Source organism: Paenibacillus antarcticus (assembly GCF_001637225.1).
Lineage (GTDB): Bacteria > Bacillota > Bacilli > Paenibacillales > Paenibacillaceae > Paenibacillus_AQ > Paenibacillus_AQ antarcticus.
The window spans coordinates 110,099-127,138 of the sequence record NZ_LVJI01000054.1; the positions used below are offsets into that span (position 1 = coordinate 110,099).

The following is a 17,040-nucleotide window of genomic DNA, read 5'->3' on the forward strand; positions in this document are numbered from 1 at the left end:
TTGCGCATTACTTTCAATAATACTGTTCGCTATAACCGTGCTAGTGAAATTCTGCGCACTTGTTCCGTGCTGCCCATTAATATTGGCTCCCGCTGTCGTAATAAGATAACGGAAATCCCCTTTTCAAATCTGACGCGAATACTATCTCCTCCTTGGAATACAGTTTATATTCTATTAAAAAATAGTATATAGAACCCCAATGACGGCAGAATGACAAACTTAGACAAAAAGAGAGAAAAGTATATTTAAAGCTAAAAATAAATTGAATTAAAATAAATCTCGTAGAATGGGTGGGGGAGACACGAAATAACGAGCACCATTGATCAGCTACTACAACCACAAAGCTCCCCGAAGCAGAGGTCTGACCATAGCACCTCACCAAGTTGACCGCCTAGAGGCATCATTTTCAGTCTATGTGTTAGTGAAACTATACTGTCGCCTATTACGTATAGAAATAAATTCAAATGACATTTTTATTCGAATGGGGGATTTGTAATTGCGTCTGATCATAGAAGATATTGTAAAAGAATTTGACCAAAAAAAGGTACTCAAGGGAGCTGGATATACCTTTGAGAAAGGAAAGATTTACGGTCTGCTGGGCCGAAATGGCGCAGGCAAAACAACGTTGTTCAACTGCTTGAGCGGAGAGATGGCTATGGATGGAGGGAAAGTGCTATTGGAGGAGAATGGACATGTTCGGGAGTTGAGCGAGCAGGATATTGGTTATGTCTATTCACTACCGATTCTGCCTGAGTTCCTGACTGGCTATGAATTCGTAAAGTTCTTTATGGATATTAATCGTGATAAGCTGCGAATGGATCAAAGCATCGACGATTATTTTGACATGATGAGTATGTCAGAGGAGGATAGGCACCGGCTCATTAAGGGTTACTCCCATGGGATGAAGAACAAGCTACAAATGCTGCTGTTCCTCATAACAAAACCGCCCGTGATTTTGCTCGATGAGCCGCTTACCTCTTTTGACATCATCGTGGCACTGGAGATGAAGGAGATGTTGAGAGAGATGAAACAGGACCATATTCTTGTCTTCTCCACGCACATTCTGCAGTTGGCATCGGATCTATGTGATGAGTTGGTCGTGTTGAACAATGGGCTGTTGTCTACCGTACCCACAGAGTTGTTGCACAGTGCGGAATTTGAGCAAAACATTATTAGTCTGCTGAAGGACGAGAGCTATGCTGAGAACACTTAATACGCTTGTTGCCATTCGGACATCCACTGCAGCGAACCTATTCATTTATTACATCCAGAAGCTACCGGTGATTGGCAAGCATGTAACGGACACTATCTACGCCAATGTAAACTTGAAAAGGGCTGTTTCCATTATCGTATTTCTTATAAGCCTACTATGGGGATTTGTAATTAGGCTAGCTTATGTAGGTTTGCTTATCTACTTGCCAGTAGTCGGCTTAGGTCGTGACCTCTCTGCGGAAGTTCAGCTTCAGCATTTTGTACATATTTATTTCATACTCAGCTTTGTGGTTGCAGGTGTTAGTAACGCCACCATATTGGAGCCGAAACGGGAGAAGTACGTAGCTGTGAAGCTGATGAGGCAGTCTCCTACAAGATATATGAAGGCTTCTCTTGGTTACCGTTATGTGACGTTCATGGCGTATCTAATGCCCTCGATGCTGTTATTTACCTCACAGCTGGGAGCCTCCATCATAGAGACTATCTTGTTGGTGACGTCTGTTACCTTGTGGAGGATTCTGACGGAGTATATGCATCTTAAGCTATTTGACAAAACGGGCATGGTCCTGATAAAAAATAACGTGATTGTCTGGATCGTCATCGGGCTTGGCTATGCAGCTGCTTATCTGCCATTACTGTTCGACTGGGTACCGGTAACCTCGTCGATTCTGTTGAGCCTACCAATCTGTCTCGTCATCGTGGTTGGAGGAATCTTCGCAACTGTTCGACTTGCCCGTTATTCCAATTATAGTGGTGCTGTCGATGCCGCAACCAAAAGAGACGATCCCCTGTTGGATCTTGGGCGTATGATGTCGGAGGCGCAAAAAACGAGTGTGAAATCGAAAGAAAGCGACTATACCTTGAATGGAAAGCATCAGGAAAATATCGAAACAAAGGAAGGCTACGGCTATCTGAACATGTTATTCTTCTCCAGGCATCGCAGTCTTATTAATGATCCAGTGTACAAGAGGATGGCCATTATAGGCGCATTTGGTACGGTGGTAGTGGCAGTCGTGATGATGCTATCACAGAGAGACGAATTTTTAGTGCTAAATCTGGGAGTTATTTTTCCCTTCCTAGTTATGGCTATGTATTTCTTGTCCGTGGGAGAAAAGATGTGCAGAGCTATGTTCTATAACTGAGATCTGAGTTTGTTGCGTTATAGCTTCTATCGAGCTGCATCTTTCGAGCATTTTCGGATTCGACTAATTAAAATAACGGTCCTCAATCTAAAGATTGCAACAACTCTAGCTACGGCATTAACAGCTATTGTGTTAGCAGCGAGTGGAGAATGGTTAAGTAGAGAGCTACTCATGATGTGGGTGTGCATACTCTTGTTGTCCGTATTTTTTTCCATTCATCATCTATTTATGTATTATATCTTTCAGCCTTATGCTACCGAATTGAATGTGAAGAATCCGCTGTATTATGTTATAAACATGTTAGTATCGTTCGCAAGCGGTATTAGCATTATCGTACGAGTTCCAGCAGATATTTTTACTGCCATTGTGGTTACTCTTACGATTGTGTACTTACTCATTTCTCTTATTCTCGTTCGTAAATACGGAAGCCGCACATTCCGAGTGAAATAAATCGATTGTTGACTAAAGAACTTGCTCTTCTTACCCCCGTCGCTGTGGCACTGACATAGCTGCTGCAATAGCGCTTGTTCTCGGTTTTTTGCCGAAACGCGTCCTCGGCTGGATGGCGGTCAGCCTTGCGTATTGGAGCACGGTGATGGCGGAAGGTACGGTATAAGATTCTGCATATATGAAGTGGACTTGAACCTGATGGGTGACAGATCAGCGCAAATGTTGTTCAAAACTAAGCGTATTTCTACCGAGGGGAGATCAAATATATGAATATAGCCGTCAAGTTGATGCAAAAATTCAAAGACCGCGATAACCAGAATAAGCTGAAAGTCTATCAGGACAAAGCGGAGCTCATCAGGAAACGGAATTTGGAAGCATGGGACGATCAACAGCTTCAAGGGGAATCTCTCCGCCTGCAAAAAGAAGCAAAATCGGGTACGCCTTTGGATGAGCTGCTTGTCGATGCTTATGCGTTAGTCTACGAGGCAGCGAAGAGAAAGCTCGGATTAGAGCCTTACGATGTCCAGATCATGGCTGCTATCGCTTTGCACGAGAGATTTTTGATCGAGCAGCATACCGGTGAAGGAAAAACGCTCTCTGCTGTTATGCCTGCTTATCTAAATGCGCTGACCGGCGAAGGCGTTCATGTGCTGACTTTTAACGATTATTTGGCAAATCGAGATGCGGAGTGGATGGGCCCGATCTATCGTTTCCTCGGGTTAACGGTAAACTCGGTTCAAGCGGGAATGAGCTTGTCCGAGAAACGGGAAGCGTACGCCGCGAATATAACCTATGTTACGGCCAAAGAAGCGGGATTCGATTATTTGCGTGACACAATCGCACTAAACGAAGCCGATACCGTACATCGTCCTTTTCACTACGTTATCGTCGACGAAGCGGATTCACTGCTTCTCGACGAAGCTCGGGTGCCGCTAGTCATCAGCGGCGAGTCGGGCGGATCCAAGAGCGACGGCATTCTTTTTGCAGAAGTGGCTCGGCAGCTACAGCAAGTAGAGCATTACGACTTCGACGAGTTCCAGCGGAATGTTTACTTGAATGAAGCAGGCGCTGTGAAAGCGGAGTCGCTGCTGGGATGCGGTAATTTGTACGATAGCCATAATAGTCATTTGTTGACGTCATTGAATTGCGCGCTGCATGTGGAATCGATATTAAAAAAAGACATCGATTACATCGTCCGTGACGGTAAAATAGAGCTGATCGAAGAATATACCGGCCGCGTGGCCGAGAACAGGTATTTACCGGACGGGCTGCAAGCCGCGCTTGCGGCCAAAGAAGGACTGCAGTGGAAAGCCGGCGGGAAAATTCTCGGGACGATCACCCTTCAACACTTTATTAGCCTGTATCCGAGGATTTGCGGAATGACGGCCACTGCGTACGCTTCCGCAATGGAATTCGAAGATATTTATGTGCTGCAGGTCGTGCAAATCCCACCGAACCGGCCAAACATACGGATCGACCATCCACACCGGATTTATACCCATAAAGAAGCCAAACTTAAGGCGCTTGTACAAGAAATCTCGTCCGTCCATAGGGCGGGACGTCCAATTCTCATTGGTACGTCAAGCGTCGAGGAGTCTGACATGCTGGCGGAGGCGCTAGCAGTTGCCGACGTACCTTGCCATGTTCTGAATGCTAAGAACGACGTAAAAGAAGCCGAGATCATCGCCAAAGCGGGAGAAATTGGCGCCGTGACGGTGTCTACGAATATGGCGGGACGCGGCGTCGACATTCGGCTCGGCGGAGGCAACCCCATGCAAGCAGAAGTTGTCGCCAAGCTGGGCGGGTTGTACGTGATTGGTACACATGTGAACGAAAGCATGCGGATCGACGACCAACTGCGCGGGCGTTCTGGCCGCCAAGGCGACCCAGGAGATTCCTTGTTTTTCGTAAGCTTGGAGGACGAGTTGATGCTTCGGTTCGGCATCAATAAAACGATTCGTGCTCCTAGGCAGGGCGAGGCTCTCGAAGAGCCGGTGCTCCGCAGCAAAATCTCGCATATTCAGCGCGTTATTATGGGCCAAAACTTCGATATCCACCAGGAACTGAACTGTTATTCGGATATGGTGGAGGATCAGAGGCGAATTCTGTACGAGGAGCGGCTCGGAATTTTGAAAAACGAGAAGTCGATGAGCCCTGCGGAGCAGCGGGTACGGCTTTTTTATATCGACGAGTTCTGGGCTGACCATCTGGCATACGTTTCTTACCTTCGTGAAAGCATCCACTTGGAGAGCCTTGCCAGCCGCAATCCAATCGACGAATTTCATGCGCAAATCATCCATGCCTACGAGCAAATTCCGGCTAAAATCAATAGTGAGTCAGCGAATATGCTTGTAAGGCTCGGAGGTTCGAATGATCCGGCGAAGTGGGAAAAGTTCGGTCTGAAGAGTCCTGCTTCCACTCGGACTTATATTATTAATGATCAATACATCCAGAATAAGCGCAGCTCATGGACCGGAACGACCGTATTTGCTTATTGGTTTCGCACGATTTCGAGGCCGATATTTAAGCTGTCAAAATTTTGATGCAGCGTAGCTTGTTCCAGGATAATCGCGTTGCCGCCGATTTACGTTGTTAAGAGCCATAAGGCCTGGTATGAAACACTGTTATGGTGGGGCATCCCGGCTCTCTCTCTGTCTGTACAGGGCAATTACTAAGGATATGAGCAAACATTTGGTTTGACCCGCTCTGTAAGTACTTTTTATGATCGTTTGTTGACTCCGTGTTGATTTTAGAGCATAAAAAATACATCGCCTGAGTATATAAAACGCATGGCGATGTATTCAAAGTTTAAGTACTAGTAAGCTTCTTCCCTATCCTCTTCGTCACCCATGGCGGTGGGATTGCCAGAGTAACTAATCCAGTCACTCCAACTTCCCGCATACAACTTCACACGGGTATACCCAGACTTGACGAGTCCGAGAATGTTAGGGCAGGCAGTGACACCAGAGCCGCAATAGACGATGATTTCTTGTTCTTTCGGAATATCCTTGAAATGATCCTGTAGTTCTATAGTTGACTTCCAAGAACCATTATCAAGCTTAAGATCTTTCCAGAATCTATTAATAGCACTTGGAATATGGCCTGCAACAGGATCAATAGGTTCTTCAAGACCTAAATATCGGTTAGGTTCTCTGGAATCAATCAGTAGTGAGGTATGCTCGATAGAAGACGTTCTTACTTCTTCCATAGACACCACCATGTCATGTTGAATGTGTGGCGTGAAGGACTGAGGAATTCGAATAGGTTGTTTATCCGTCAAAGGATATCCTGCTTGTTTCCAATTCGTAAATCCTTCATTCATTACATATGTAGTAGAGTGGCCTATATACTGTAGGAGCCACCAGAGGCGAGATGCCATAGCACCACCTTGATCATCGTAGGCGATAACCCTTATATCATTGTTAATCCCTACGCGTTCAAGCGTTCTTCTGAAATTCTCCATATCGGGAAGGGGATGTCTACCCCCATGTTCAGTTACTCGATTTGAAAGATCTTTCTCTAGATCGAAATATATCGCGCCAGGAATATGCTCTTCCTCATATGCAATACGTCCAGCTTCGGGTTGTCCCATCACAAATCGGCAATCGACAATGACGAGATCTGTTTCATACATCCTAGCAAGTAACCATTGTTTGGAAATGATAGAGGTCATGATTTGACACCGCCTTTTAACGTTATTATGATTAATACTAGTAAACATTGGGTCTAATTATTGTATTAAGTGTAATACAAAGAGGACTACAAATACTAGTTAACGCTTTCGTAGTCGTTTTGACGAAGCATTAGTTTTAGTAAGGCTACTAAACTTTTAGGAGGTTTACTCATATGTTAAATAACTTACAAGCTACAACGACACTTCACAACGGTGTGAAGATGCCATGGTTTGGATTAGGAGTATACAAAGCACAAGACGGTAATGAAGTTATTCAGGCTGTGAAGACAGCGATTAAACATGGCTATCGTAGTATTGATACAGCGGCTGCATACAACAATGAAGAAGGAGTAGGCCAAGCGGTACGTGAAGCGTTGGAAGAATCGGGACTATCACGCGATGATCTATTTATTACCTCTAAGGTATGGAATTCCGATCAAGGCTATGAATCCACATTAGCAGCTTTTGAAAGTACGATGACTAAATTAGGGTTAGAGCAATTAGATCTTTATCTAGTGCATTGGCCAGTGAAAGAAAAATATAAAGACACTTGGAGAGCACTAGAGAAACTCTATAAGGATGGACGTGTACGTGCCATTGGCGTGAGTAACTTCCAAGTGCATCATCTACAAGATTTGTTGCAAGATGCGCAGATCAAGCCGATGGTCAATCAAGTGGAATACCATCCTCGACTAGCGCAGCTCGAATTACGTGATTTTTGTAAGGGACAGGAAATACAATTAGAAGCGTGGTCTCCACTGATGCAAGGTAAACTATTGGACAACGCCACATTACAAGAGATCGCTGATAACCATGGTAAATCGGTTGCTCAAGTGATATTGCGTTGGGATCTACAGAATGGATTTGTAACAATTCCTAAATCTACTACGGAACACCGGATTATCGAGAATGCAGATGTGTTCAATTTTGAACTATCTTCTGATGATATGGAGAAGATTAATGGGCTTAATGAGAATCTTCGGGTGGGTTCTGATCCGGATAATTTCAACTTCTAAACGCTCACATTAACAATCTAACTCATACGGACTGGCTACACGATTTGTAAATGTACGTTATGAATCATATCGAAGATAAGAAAGGTCGTTCTCTAATGAGGACGATCTTTCTATTTTTCTCGTATTTTAACTGTTAAGATAACCCTGTATATAGTATTCTTTTAGAGGGGACAGATGATTGGAAAATTAGATATAGCAACATATAATATGATGTGCAGGGGGATAACGATGACTAGTAGCAACACCCAATTAAAAGAAAAATTGACTCAAATCGAGAAAGATGAATATAAAGTACCAGCCACCATGAATGCATTCGAAATAGGTTTAGAAATGATGATGTATATCGGTGATATTGATCCGGAATTGCGAGATAATCTCATCTATTCAACATTTGCGGAGTGGATTGATCGTGGTGAATTTACAGAAGAACAAGTAAGAGAACTATTACATATTTGTTTAGATGAACAACATCTATTCTATGGGATCGGCGAGAATGAGACTGACTCCGTATTCACCCGTACGTTCTCCGTACTTATCGTTCCGCTGGTTATGGGGAAAGACAGAGATCAACGCTTTTTAAGCAAAGAAGAAGTGATATTGATTAAGAAGAAACTAATAGCGTATATGAATCTTGAGCAAGACTACAGAGGATATGTGGAAGAAAAGGGTTGGGCACATGCCATAGCTCATGTATCCGATGGATTGGAAGCCATTGCGCAATCTCCTTTTCTAGAAAGAGAAGACTTGATTGATATATTAAATGCCATTCAACCGAAGTTTCTTGTGAATAACTATGTATATATTAATAAAGAAGATGAACGAAACGTTAGTGCGATCATAAGTGTTTTTAACCGAGAGTTACTTACAGATCATGAAATTCATAGTTGGATTCAAAGCTTTGGTGAAAAGAAGAAGGTCGGAAATCATCCGGAAGATGATATTCAGTATATGAATATGAAGTGTTTGTTACGAAGTTTGTACTTCAGAATATTAGATCAACCTCAATTAGCTAGGTTCAGTGATACCGTTGTGGAGACGCTACAGAAGCTAGATAAGAAATAAAGGGGAATGCCAACGATGTATGAAGAGATGATTTTAACGCCTATATTTAATCAACTTAACATCGCAATTCAGTCTCTCATTCACATGAGTGAACAATTTACGGAAGAAGAATTATCGATAACCCCGATTATGAATAAAAGATCTGTATTAGAAGTGTTTAGTCATATTGCAGTCATATGTAGAGCAGACTATTTGATATCTTGTGAAGCTACGATGGATGAGATGAGTGAATTTTACAAGCATAATGAACCTATCATATTACCCGACATCTGCAGACACCTAGGTGAGAATTTTCAGTATTTAAAAGAAGTGTACGCTGAATATACACATGAAGAGTTACATGAGATCAAGACATCTTATTGGGGAGTATCTTATAGTAGGTATGAATGGTTATTGGAGATTGTAGCACATGTGTATCATCATCGAGGCCAATTACATAGCATGTTAACGCAGAATGTAAGAGATCCCAAGGTGCCGTTATTCGAATAGTGTTCCTATCAAATTTCGATAAGATTTCGGAGAAGATCCTTTTATTTTTTTGAACATTTTGGAGAATAACAATGGATCATCATATCCGACGGAACGCGATATATCTCCAATGGATAATTGTCTATTACGCATGAGTTCACACGCTTTGTTCATGCGATAATGAATGAGATACTCCTGGATACTTATGTGTATGTATTCTTTAAAAATAGAACAAAGATAACTTCGATCAAGTCCAACGAAATGGGCGATCTGCGCAATGGTGAATTTACTAGAGTAGTTCATCTCGATGAAATCGATTACTTTTCGAATATAGACTTCTTTGCGGTTCTCTTTGTTATCTATTTGTGTTTCATTTTGTGTGTTATCAACTAGAAGAGAGAGGATTAAGTATAATAACCCCGTTAATTGCATATCTCGAGCGGTATTTAATGATGTTGTATTAGTCATCATGGTTAAGTAATTAGCTAATTCATCATCTCGATCATACCTAAATGTTGGGTGTTCCGCATCAAGTCCTGCTTGAGTTAAATAGAATTCTGCTTGAAGACCATGAAATCCAACCCAACCGTATGCCCAAGGATCATTCTTATCCGCCTCATAATAGGTAACAACGCCAGGACATATTAGAAATCCCTCCCCTTTACGAAGATGATATGTCTGATTGCCTACGACAAATCTACCTGATCCCTCTAGAATATAATGAATTAAATAATGATCTCTTACAGCAGGTCCATGATGATGCTCGGTTAAACATTGTTCCATGCCATATTGATTTAAATGTAAATCGGTATGATGTAGGTTTCTAGAAAGGTATTCTATCATGATATAAATGCTCCCTTATTTCAATTCAAATGACATTCAAATAATAACATAAAAATCTAGCATAATGCCATATTGTTATAGTCTAATTCCATTTACTGAAGTTGCTACGTAGAGGTATGATATAGCCATTGTTGGTTCTATTTCAACGCTTACATGACTAAGAGAAAAGGGAGTACTTAAATGACTATTACATATTTAGAACAAGAGCAGTTATTCCACCTCCAATCGAAAGATATGAGTTACATTATTCAACTAAACAATGGTTATCCACTTCATGTGTACTGGGGAAAGAAACTTCGATCTGTTTCTAATATCACACGTCTACTACACTATCCAGACAACGCATCTATAGATCGTTATCCGCAAGAATATCCGCAATATGGAACAGGAGATTTCAGAAATCCAGCCTATCAAGTAAGACTTGAAGATGGTAGTCGGATTACGGAACTGGTGTATGAATCACACAAGATTACAGAGGGGAAACCTAAATTGCCAGGACTGCCTGCTGTTTATGTTGAGTCGGAAAGAGAATCGCAGACACTGGAAATTAAGCTAGTGGATCATTACTCAGGGCTTAGTGTTACTTTGAGTTACACTGTATTTGAAGATCATAATGCCATAAGTCGATCGGTACAATTCCTGAATTGTGGGAGCCAATCCGTTTCGCTAGAAAGAGCCTTAAGCGCAAGTGTTGATTTTATCGATAGTGATTACGAAATGATCTATTTGGCAGGTGGTTGGGCGAGAGAGGCGCAAGTGAAGAGAAGAGTCCTTGAAGCGGGACTAACCACGATCGAAAGTCGTAGAGGTGCAAGTAGCGCTCAGTTCAATCCATTTATGGCATTAGCCCGTCCAAATACGGATGAAGATCAGGGAGAAGTGTTTGGTTTCAGCTTGGTTTACAGTGGCAGCTTTGTAGCCGAAACAGAAGTTGATTATTTACATTCTACTCGAGTGTCTATCGGGATTAACCCATTTGATTTCGGGTGGTTACTTGAACCGGGTGAATCCTTTCAGACGCCAGAGGCGATTATGGTCTACTCTACTGAAGGATTAGGAGGTATGTCGAGAACGTATCATCGGCTATATCGGACACGTCTTTGTCGAGGGATTCATAGAGATCAGGAAAGACCAATTCTAGTGAACAATTGGGAAGCGACCTATTTCGATTTCAACGCTGAGAAGATTGAATCGATTGCGAAATCGGGGGCAGAGCTAGGTATAGAGTTATTTGTACTAGATGATGGTTGGTTTGGCAAAAGAAACGATGACACCACTTCCCTTGGAGATTGGATTGTAGACCGCACTAAACTACCAGAAGGACTTACGAATTTGGCAGAAAGAGTGAACTCATTAGGTCTGTTGTTCGGGCTCTGGTTCGAACCAGAGATGGTATCTCCAGACAGTGATCTTTATCGTCAACACCCAGACTGGTGTATTCATGTAGAAGGAAGACGACGTACAGAAGGACGAACACAGTTAATTTTAGATTTATCTAGACAAGAGGTATGCGATTACTTATTAGAATCTCTAAGCAAGATATTTACAAGCGTACCGATCTCCTATGTGAAATGGGATATGAATCGTAACATGACGGAGATTGGGTCGGCTACTAGATCTGCTGTGAGACAAAAGGAAACAGCTCATCGTTATATGTTGGGTTTGTATGACTTACTTGAGAAATTGACGCATCAATTTCCCCATATTTTATTTGAAAGTTGTGCGAGTGGTGGGGGACGCTTCGACCCTGGTATGCTGTATTACATGCCTCAGACGTGGACGAGTGATAATACAGATGCCATTGAGCGATTGAAAATCCAATTCGGAACAAGCATGGTCTATCCCGTAAGTACGATAGGTGCACATGTATCGGCTGTACCTAATCATCAGATGGGGCGAACTACATCTCTGGTTACACGTGGGGATGTAGCCATGTCTGGTAACTTCGGATACGAAATGGATCTAACCACGTTCTCGGATGATGAGAAAGTGATCGCTAAGCAACAAGTTGCACATTATAAGGAAATTCGTTCACTCGTACAACAAGGCGATTTATACCGCTTGAGAAGTCCGTTTGAAGGGAATGAGACCGCATGGATGTTCGTGTCGGAGGACAAAGCGCAAGCATTGGTATACTATTTCCAAGTATTGGCTGAGCCGAATGCTCCATTGAAGAAATTGAAATTAAAAGGACTTGATCCTGAGCTTGATTACACAATCGATGAGGAAGACATAATTTATGGGGGAGATCGATTGATGCATAGCGGGTTGCATATCCCACCTTTACATGGGGATTTCGTGAGCAAATGTTTTCACTTGAAAGCTAAAGTTTGATAAACAGGTTAATCAACCCAACCCATTCTGTGTATCCACTTAACCGTGCGTAATAAGAACTCATCAGTGCTGTGATTTCGGACTTGTAAGTTGGCCACTTTGAAACAAAGTGATCTTCTTACAAGTCATTTTTATTGTCATGCGATTCTTATTTCTAATGTAATGACTCTAGTGTAGGTAATTATTACATGTTCGAAATCTTGAATTTTAAATAAAAAACGATTGACTCTAGTAAATAATCTATGATTATATTATATAGACCAATCGTTATAAAGAAAGGAGAAGAACCGTGACCAAGAAGTCGAATTCACGTGATATGATTGTGGACACTGCTTCAAGGCTTTTTTTCACACAAGGTTATCACGCTACGGGATTGAATCAGATTATCAAGGAAAGCGATTGTCCCAAAGGATCACTATATTACTATTTCCCTGAAGGGAAAGAGGAGCTTGCTTCGGAATGTATTGAGCATACGCGAGTTGTGGTATTAGAAAAGTTGAATCAGTGCTTTGCAAATGCCAGTAATGCAATCGAAGCGATACAGGCCTTCATTCAGAGTGTGGGTGAAGAGGCTGTAGAGTCACAGTTCGAAGGATTTATGCCGTTTAGCTTTTGGGCAGCTGTAGAAACATCATGTATAAGCATGAAACTGAGAACAGATTCACAAGCTTTATTTAAAGACTGGCAGGATCTTATAGCCTTAAATCTTCAGAAGGAGGGAATGGGAGAAGCTAAGTCCGTCGAGGTGGCTTCCATGGTATTATCCCTTCTTGAAGGAGCACTTATCCTTACCCTTACCAATCGAAATGAGCAACCACTCATGAGCGCATCGAAGTACGTATCAAAAATAATGAACTAAATAGAGATAGATATTATAGGAGGATGGACTGTTTGGAAGCAACCATGCAACAAGAAACAACACAAATAGACACAAAGAAAATTAAGGCACTACCAATACTTATTGCATTATTGTTAAGTGGTTTTATTGGGATGTTCAGTGAAACAGCCTTAAATGTAGCGCTTAGTGACTTAATGCAAATTCTCAGTATTACACCAGCAACAGCACAATGGTTAACGACAGGATATCTACTCACACTAGGAATACTTGTTCCAGTATCAGGTGTGTTACTTCAGTGGTTTACAACAAGACAACTATTTGTTACATCACTCTTCTTTTCCATTTTGGGTACAATAATAGCAGCATTAGCTCCATCTTTTGAAATGTTACTTACGGCTAGAGTTGTTCAAGCGGTAGGTACGGGATTATTACTTCCACTTATGTTTAATACGATATTGATTATTTTCCCTGCAGAGAAACGTGGTGCTGCAATGGGGATGATTGGTCTAGTGATTATGGTTGCACCAGCCATTGGACCAACAATTGCAGGACTTCTTATTGAAAATTTAAGCTGGCATTGGATATTCTGGTTGGCGTTGCCATTCCTAATTATCTCTTTGGTGGTTGGAATTCTATTTATGCAGAATGTTACGAAGATTACGAAGCCCAGAATTGATGCATTATCAATTCTTCTGTCATCAGCCGGGTTTGGTGGAATTGTATTTGGTTTTAGTAGTGCGGGTGAAGCTGAAGGATGGAGTAGCCCTAAAGTTATAATTGCCATCATTATTGGTGTCGTGTCTCTTGCGCTATTTGGAGTTCGACAAATGTATATGAAGCAACCGATGATTAACCTTCGTGCATTTAGATTCCCAATGTTCTCTATGGGTGTACTTATGGTATTCCTATGTATGATGGTCATCTTATCTTCCATGTTGATCCTTCCGATGTATTTGATACAAGGTCAAGGTTATACGGCATTCAAAGCCGGTCTAATTCTTCTTCCTGGTGGTATTATCAATGGTATTATGTCGCCTATTATGGGCCGTTTATTCGATAAATATGGACCGAAGTGGCTTGTGATTCCGGGTCTTGCCATTATTAGTGTTACACTATGGTTCTTTTCAAGTATTTCAGCAACTTCTACGATTGCATTCATTATCGTGCTACACAGCACATTGATGATTGGGGTGTCTATGGTGTTCATGCCAGCACAGACGAACGGGATTAACCAACTTCCTCGTGAACTCTACCCAGATGGTACGGCGATCATGAATACATTACAACAGGTAGCAGGTGCCATCGGTACAGCTCTTGCTGTTAGTATTATGGCAGCAGGGCAGAAGAGTTATATGAGTGGTATCATGAATCCTGAGGATCCATCTCATATGCTTCCAGCATTTACGCAAGGTGTACAAGGGGCATTCCTCTTCGCAATGACGATTGGTATTGTTGGACTTATTATTTCTTTCTTTATCAAACGAGTGATTGTTCAACACCAGAAATAAGTATTTGATTAATTCAGAAGGCTCGCGTGTAACTTGCGCGGGTCTTTTTGTGTTCGTTCCGATAGAATTAGTCAAAAATATTGGAGCACATCTTCTTTCTTACACTATAAGGAACAACGGATAGTTTGAGGCTAAACAAAGCATGATAATAAAATTTCATCATATGAAAAATTCATAACAGTAATATAAAAATACGTTTCTAGTTACATTTCTTAATGCAATCTTCTTCATGTATCTATTTAGAAAAAGGATAAACCCTAACGGATTCTGAAAGAAAAGGCAACATTACATAAGGATGGATTCATCGCGATTGACCTACGTATGTCATAAATATTTTTAAAATATGATATAGTATGATACGCTTATGGCATATGAAATATTTACTATATAACGACATCAACCAAGGTATATACGACAAAAGTCGTCATTCAAAAGGGGGACTATTAGTGAAAAAAGGGAAGTTAATCACACTCATGAGTGCGATAGTATTGACAACGTCATTATTCGGATCAGTTATAAACGGGTCGGTAGCTGCAACAGCAAGTTCATATAAATTCGATTTCGGGAACGGCAGTGTTGCGCCGGGTTACATTGGAGTTAGCGCAGCAGAAGGGTACACGAAGAAAAAAGGCTATGGGTTTAATACACCAAGTAAGATAAAGAATGTGAAATCGTCAGGTAAAGGTGTTAACAGTGATGCGGTCCAATTTCTTACTTCAGGTACGAAGAGTACAAATACTTTTAACATGGATCTTCCAAATGGATTATATGAAGTTACTGTTACTTTAGGAGATACTGTAAAAGCAAGTGTAGCTGCGGAAGAGGTTTATCAAATCATGACGATGACGGGGAATAACTCAACAGATAAATTTCAAATCCCAATTACGGATGGTCAATTAAATATCCTAGTCACAGCAGGTGAGGTTGGAAGCGTCTTCACATTAAGCTCTTTAGAGATTAAACAATTGTCAGATAATCCAGTTACGAATAGAACTATCTATATCGGCGGAGATTCAACAGTGAGTAACTATTACCCATTAATGACTAGTACGCGTGGTGGATGGGGACAAATGATGTTCCGATACATTAAAAAAGATACATTTCAGATTAGAAACATGGCTACAGGTGGTCAAGCGTCAAGAGGTTTCCGTAATGATGGACAGCTAGAAGCTATAGTGAAATATATTAAACCTGGGGATTACTTCATACTACAATTAGGTATTAATGATACCCATCCTAAGAGCACAATTACTGAAGAAGAATTCAAATTCAATATGCGTGATATGATTCAAAAAGTGAAGGCCACGGGTGCGACGGTTATTCTATCTACGCCGCAAGGGTTAGCAACAGATTTTAATGAATATGAAATTCATTCGGCAGAAAATAAGTTCTATCGAGGAACTATCTTAGATTTGGCACAAGAGGAAGATACCCTTCTCGTTGACTTAAATGTTCTAAGTTCTGCATATTACACCTCCATAGGACCTGAAGCAACACGGACTCTTTTTCTAGCTGATGGATTACATCCTACACGTGAAGGTGCAAAGGAACTGGCTAGAATACTAATCGAGGATTTGAGAAATCAAGGGTTAGATGGTTTTTAATCAAAAGGAGTACCCCAAGCCATTATTTCAATGGTCGTTGGGGCACTCCCTTTTTTATGTAAAACCTATATTCTACCAGAAAGATATATTGCTAAACCTCCAACTCCAACCACCAACGCGACGATATAAAATAAAGAGAGTTTACCCAAATTACGTTTTATTCTTCGGTCATATTCAGGATTTTTCTTTCTGTTTTCTTTTGAATATCCGATCATAAATGTACCAATCCCACCAATTAACGCAATACTAATAATGATTATGTATAAAATAGAATAAGGCATTTCTTCACCACCTCGATTTAATCTACCTTACGGCGCTTGTCTTTGTATTACTTAAGCATATCTTCTATCGTTTCTTTCCAGTGCTGTATTACGGGTTGAGGTTCTTTGAGTTGTATACGTACACCAGAAATAATATCCGCATACTTCGCCACATCTTCGCGAATAGAAGCTATTGTAGCGACAAATCTTTGTCTTTCATCTAAGATAGACTGTTCTTGTACGGAGAGCTTGATGTAATAAGCTATACCTCCTAGAATTACAACGATTGTGGCTTGACCCGTCCTTATGATATTCGTTGTGGTTACGCTATTTCTCCATAAGCTGAGTCTAAGTTCGGCTTCATTCATCGCTACAATTTCACCAACACTGATCATAGCTACATGCGGCCATTGCTCTTCGTCTACCGATAGTAGAAACAATGCTTCATGCTGTTTGTCTGATACATTTTTCCCATTAAAGAACTCGAATAATGGTAAGGAGAGTTGATTCAACATTAGGTTCACCCTTTTAGTCATGTTAGTTCATCATCTTAAAGCATAATCATAACCTGAAAGGGTGTTGTTTATCTACTATAATAAAGGAATTAATTCCACTAAATGTGTCGTAGAA

15 protein-coding genes are annotated in these 17,040 nt (G+C 41.2%); 11 read left to right on the forward strand and 4 right to left on the reverse strand.

The features are described 5' to 3' along the window. The first annotated feature begins 496 nt into the window (after positions 1-496). The 4 genes from PBAT_RS23345 (at position 497) to PBAT_RS23360 (ending at position 5,347) form a co-directional block, all read left to right on the forward strand. A complete protein-coding gene (locus tag PBAT_RS23345; RefSeq protein ID WP_068653061.1) occupies positions 497-1,213 on the forward strand; it encodes an ABC transporter ATP-binding protein in 717 nt (238 codons plus the stop codon). Then, positions 1,197-2,354: a hypothetical protein gene (locus PBAT_RS23350; protein ID WP_068653062.1), complete on the forward strand. Its 1,158-nt coding sequence runs from the start codon at positions 1,197-1,199 to the stop codon at positions 2,352-2,354. The genes PBAT_RS23345 and PBAT_RS23350 overlap by 17 nt, the downstream gene beginning before the upstream one ends. A gap of 9 nt (positions 2,355-2,363) precedes the next feature. Next, a complete protein-coding gene (locus PBAT_RS23355; RefSeq protein ID WP_068653063.1) occupies positions 2,364-2,804 on the forward strand; it encodes a hypothetical protein in 441 nt (146 codons plus the stop codon). A 266-nt stretch (positions 2,805-3,070) separates the two neighbouring features. Then, positions 3,071-5,347, forward strand: coding sequence for a preprotein translocase subunit SecA (locus PBAT_RS23360; protein WP_068653064.1), 2,277 nt, complete (start codon positions 3,071-3,073; stop codon positions 5,345-5,347). Between the two features lie 272 nt (positions 5,348-5,619). Here the strand turns inward: PBAT_RS23360 and PBAT_RS23365 are convergent, their stop codons facing one another. Continuing rightward, positions 5,620-6,477, reverse strand: coding sequence for a sulfurtransferase (locus tag PBAT_RS23365; RefSeq protein WP_068653065.1), 858 nt, complete (start codon positions 6,475-6,477; stop codon positions 5,620-5,622). A 173-nt stretch (positions 6,478-6,650) separates the two neighbouring features. Between PBAT_RS23365 and PBAT_RS23370 the strand changes: the two genes are divergently transcribed. The 3 genes from PBAT_RS23370 (at position 6,651) to PBAT_RS23380 (ending at position 9,044) form a co-directional block, all read left to right on the forward strand. Continuing rightward, positions 6,651-7,493: an aldo/keto reductase gene (locus PBAT_RS23370; RefSeq protein ID WP_068653066.1), complete on the forward strand. Its 843-nt coding sequence runs from the start codon at positions 6,651-6,653 to the stop codon at positions 7,491-7,493. Between the two features lie 228 nt (positions 7,494-7,721). After that, on the forward strand, positions 7,722-8,555 hold the full coding sequence (locus PBAT_RS23375; RefSeq protein ID WP_068653067.1) for a DUF2785 domain-containing protein: 834 nt from the start codon (positions 7,722-7,724) through the stop codon (positions 8,553-8,555). 15 nt (positions 8,556-8,570) lie between these two features. Beyond that, positions 8,571-9,044, forward strand: a complete 474-nt coding sequence (locus tag PBAT_RS23380) for a DinB family protein (RefSeq protein ID WP_246168226.1) — start codon at positions 8,571-8,573, stop codon at positions 9,042-9,044. Here the strand turns inward: PBAT_RS23380 and PBAT_RS23385 are convergent. Next, positions 9,033-9,866 (reverse strand): AraC family transcriptional regulator, encoded by an 834-nt coding sequence (locus PBAT_RS23385; protein ID WP_068653068.1) that lies wholly within the window; start codon positions 9,864-9,866, stop codon positions 9,033-9,035. The genes PBAT_RS23380 and PBAT_RS23385 overlap by 12 nt on opposite strands. Before the next feature lie 180 nt (positions 9,867-10,046). Between PBAT_RS23385 and PBAT_RS23390 the strand changes: the two genes are divergently transcribed. The 4 genes from PBAT_RS23390 (at position 10,047) to PBAT_RS23405 (ending at position 16,150) form a co-directional block, all read left to right on the forward strand. After that, complete coding sequence (locus PBAT_RS23390; protein WP_068653069.1) at positions 10,047-12,200, forward strand: alpha-galactosidase; 2,154 nt, start codon at positions 10,047-10,049, stop codon at positions 12,198-12,200. A 289-nt stretch (positions 12,201-12,489) separates the two neighbouring features. Continuing rightward, a complete protein-coding gene (locus tag PBAT_RS23395; RefSeq protein ID WP_246168228.1) occupies positions 12,490-13,059 on the forward strand; it encodes a TetR/AcrR family transcriptional regulator in 570 nt (189 codons plus the stop codon). Positions 13,060-13,103: 44 nt separating this feature from the next. Then, positions 13,104-14,546 carry a DHA2 family efflux MFS transporter permease subunit gene (locus PBAT_RS23400; RefSeq protein ID WP_068653275.1) on the forward strand — a complete coding sequence of 481 codons (1,443 nt, stop codon included), beginning with the start codon at positions 13,104-13,106 and terminating at the stop codon, positions 14,544-14,546. A 473-nt stretch (positions 14,547-15,019) separates the two neighbouring features. After that, positions 15,020-16,150: a rhamnogalacturonan acetylesterase gene (locus tag PBAT_RS23405; protein WP_068653276.1), complete on the forward strand. Its 1,131-nt coding sequence runs from the start codon at positions 15,020-15,022 to the stop codon at positions 16,148-16,150. A gap of 65 nt (positions 16,151-16,215) precedes the next feature. Here PBAT_RS23405 and PBAT_RS23410 read toward each other — a convergent pair whose 3' ends face one another. Beyond that, positions 16,216-16,431 carry a hypothetical protein gene (locus PBAT_RS23410; RefSeq protein ID WP_068653070.1) on the reverse strand — a complete coding sequence of 72 codons (216 nt, stop codon included), beginning with the start codon at positions 16,429-16,431 and terminating at the stop codon, positions 16,216-16,218. Positions 16,432-16,478: 47 nt separating this feature from the next. Then, on the reverse strand, positions 16,479-16,925 hold the full coding sequence (locus PBAT_RS23415) for a PNPOx family protein (RefSeq protein WP_068653071.1): 447 nt from the start codon (positions 16,923-16,925) through the stop codon (positions 16,479-16,481). Between the last annotated feature and the right edge of the window lie 115 nt (positions 16,926-17,040).